This is a genomic window from Streptomyces sp. Isolate_45 (assembly GCF_024721315.2).
GTDB lineage: Bacteria > Actinomycetota > Actinomycetes > Streptomycetales > Streptomycetaceae > Streptomyces.
In genome coordinates this window covers 1-2,263 of sequence record NZ_JANFAK020000337.1, presented here as the reverse complement: position 1 = coordinate 2,263, position 2,263 = coordinate 1, and the positions used below count along the sequence as shown (strand labels likewise).

At 71.2% G+C, this 2,263-nt stretch carries 1 protein-coding gene; it reads left to right on the top strand.

The features are described 5' to 3' along the window. Positions 1–2,263, top strand: a 2,263-nt coding sequence (locus tag NOD94_RS40845) for a type I polyketide synthase (RefSeq protein ID WP_281211306.1), incomplete at both ends; no start/stop codon positions are given.

The following is a 2,263-nucleotide window of genomic DNA, read 5'->3' as shown; positions in this document are numbered from 1 at the left end:
GACACGGAGTCCTTCCGCGGACCCTGCACGTCGACGCGCCGACCCCGCACGTCGACTGGACGGCCGGCGACGTCGAGCTGCTGACCGAGTCGGTGCAGTGGCCGGAGACCGGCCGTCCGCGTCGGGCCGGTGTGTCCTCGTTCGGCATCAGCGGCACCAACGCCCACACCATCATCGAGCAGGCGCCGGACTCCGAGCCGTCCGCGAACCCTCACGCGCGGCCCTCCGTACGACCGGCACGCGTCGTTCCCTACCTCCTCTCCGGCAAGACCGAAGAAGCCCTCCGGGCACAGGCGGCAGCTCTCACCGCGCACCTGGACGCCGTCGTCGAGGACGCTTACCCGGACGCGGACGCCACGGACGCGGAGGACGCGATCGCGGAGGACACGATCGCGCTCGACGTGGCCTACTCGCTCGCCACCAGCCGCGCCCACCTCGACCACCGCGCCGCCACCCTCCTGACCATCGGGGAGGGCACGGACCTGCGGACCGCCCTGAGGCACCTCGCCGACGGCGCGACCTCGACCCGACTCACCACGGCGACGCGCCGTGACGGCGGCCGAACCGCCTTCCTGTTCACCGGTCAGGGCAGCCAGCGGCTCGGGATGGGGCGTGAACTGTATGACGCCTTCCCCGTGTTCGCGGACGCGTTGGACGCCGTCTGCGCCCATATGGACGACCTGCTGGAACTGCCGCTGAGGGGCGTGCTGTTCGGGTCGGATGCGGGCCTGTTGGACGAGACGCGGTTCACGCAGCCGGCGTTGTTCGCGGTCGAGGTGGCGTTGTTCCGCCTCGTTGAGTCGTGGGGTGTGCGGCCGGACTTCGTGTCCGGTCATTCGATCGGTGAGATCGCTGCCGCGCACGTGGCGGGTGTCCTTTCCCTGGACGACGCCTGTGTGCTGGTGGCGGCGCGGGGCCGGCTGATGCAGGCGCTGCCGACCGGCGGAGTCATGATCGCCGTCCAGGCCTCCGAGGACGAGGTTCTGCCGTTGCTGACCGAGCGGGTGAGCATCGCCGCCGTCAACGGTCCGCGGTCGGTCGTGATCGCGGGTGACGAGGACGCCGCGGTTGCGGTGGTGGAGTCCCTCGGCGGTCGGAAGAGCAAGCGCCTCACGGTCAGCCATGCGTTCCACTCGCCGCACATGGACGGCATGCTGGACGACTTCCGCCGGGTGGTGGAGGGTTTGTCGTTCGCCGCCCCGCGCATCCCGATCGTGTCGAACCTGACCGGTGCCCTGGTCGCCGAGGGTGAGATGGGTACGGCGGACTTCTGGGTCCGGCACGTCCGCGAGGCCGTCCGCTTCCTCGACGGCGTCCGCGCCCTGGAAGCCGCAGGTGTGACGGCATACGTCGAACTGGGGCCGGACGGCGTGCTCTCCGCCCTCGCGCAGGAGTGCGTGACGGAGGACACCGCTCCTCCCGTCGTCCTGCCCGTGCTTCGCAAGGGTCGCTCCGAGGAAGAGAGCCTCGTCAGCGCCCTCGCCCAGGCTCATGTTCACGGTGTGGCCGTCGACTGGTCGGCGTTCTTCGCCGGTACCGGTACCCGCCGGGTCGACCTGCCGACGTACGCCTTCCAGCGGCAGCGGTTCTGGCCCCACGCGGCGGCGTTCACGGGCGGCGACCCGGAGGCGATCGGTCTCGGCGACGCCGAGCACCCGCTGCTGGGCGCGACCGTCGCGCTCGCCGACTCCGAAGGCACGATCCTGGCGGGCCGGCTGTCGCTGGACACCCACCCCTGGCTCGCCGACCACACGATCCACGGTGGTGTCCTGCTGCCTGGCACGGCCTTCGTCGAGCTGGCCGTTCGTGCCGGTGACCAGGTCGGATGCGATGTCGTCGAGGAGCTGACGCTGGAGGCCCCGCTGGTCCTGCCCGAGCGCGGCGGCGTGCAGCTCCAGCTCGTGGTCGAGGCCCCGATCGCGGGAGGCGGACGTCCGTTCGCCGTCTACTCCCGACGTCAGGACGGGACCACGGAGGAGCTGTGGACGCGTCACGGGTCCGGTGTGTTGGCTGTTGGTGCCCGACCTGAGGCCGAGTCCGACTTCGGTGCGCTGGCGGTCTGGCCGCCGGTCGACGCAGTCGCCGTCGATGTGAGCGAGCTGTACCAGGAACTCGCCGAGGGCGGTGTCTCGTACGGGCCGCTGTTCCAGGGGTTGACGGCGGCCTGGCGGCGTGGCAGCGAGCTTTTCACCGAGGTCGTGTTGCCGGAGGGTGGGCGTCGGGACGCGGTGCGGTTCGGTCTGCACCCGGCCCTGCTCGATGC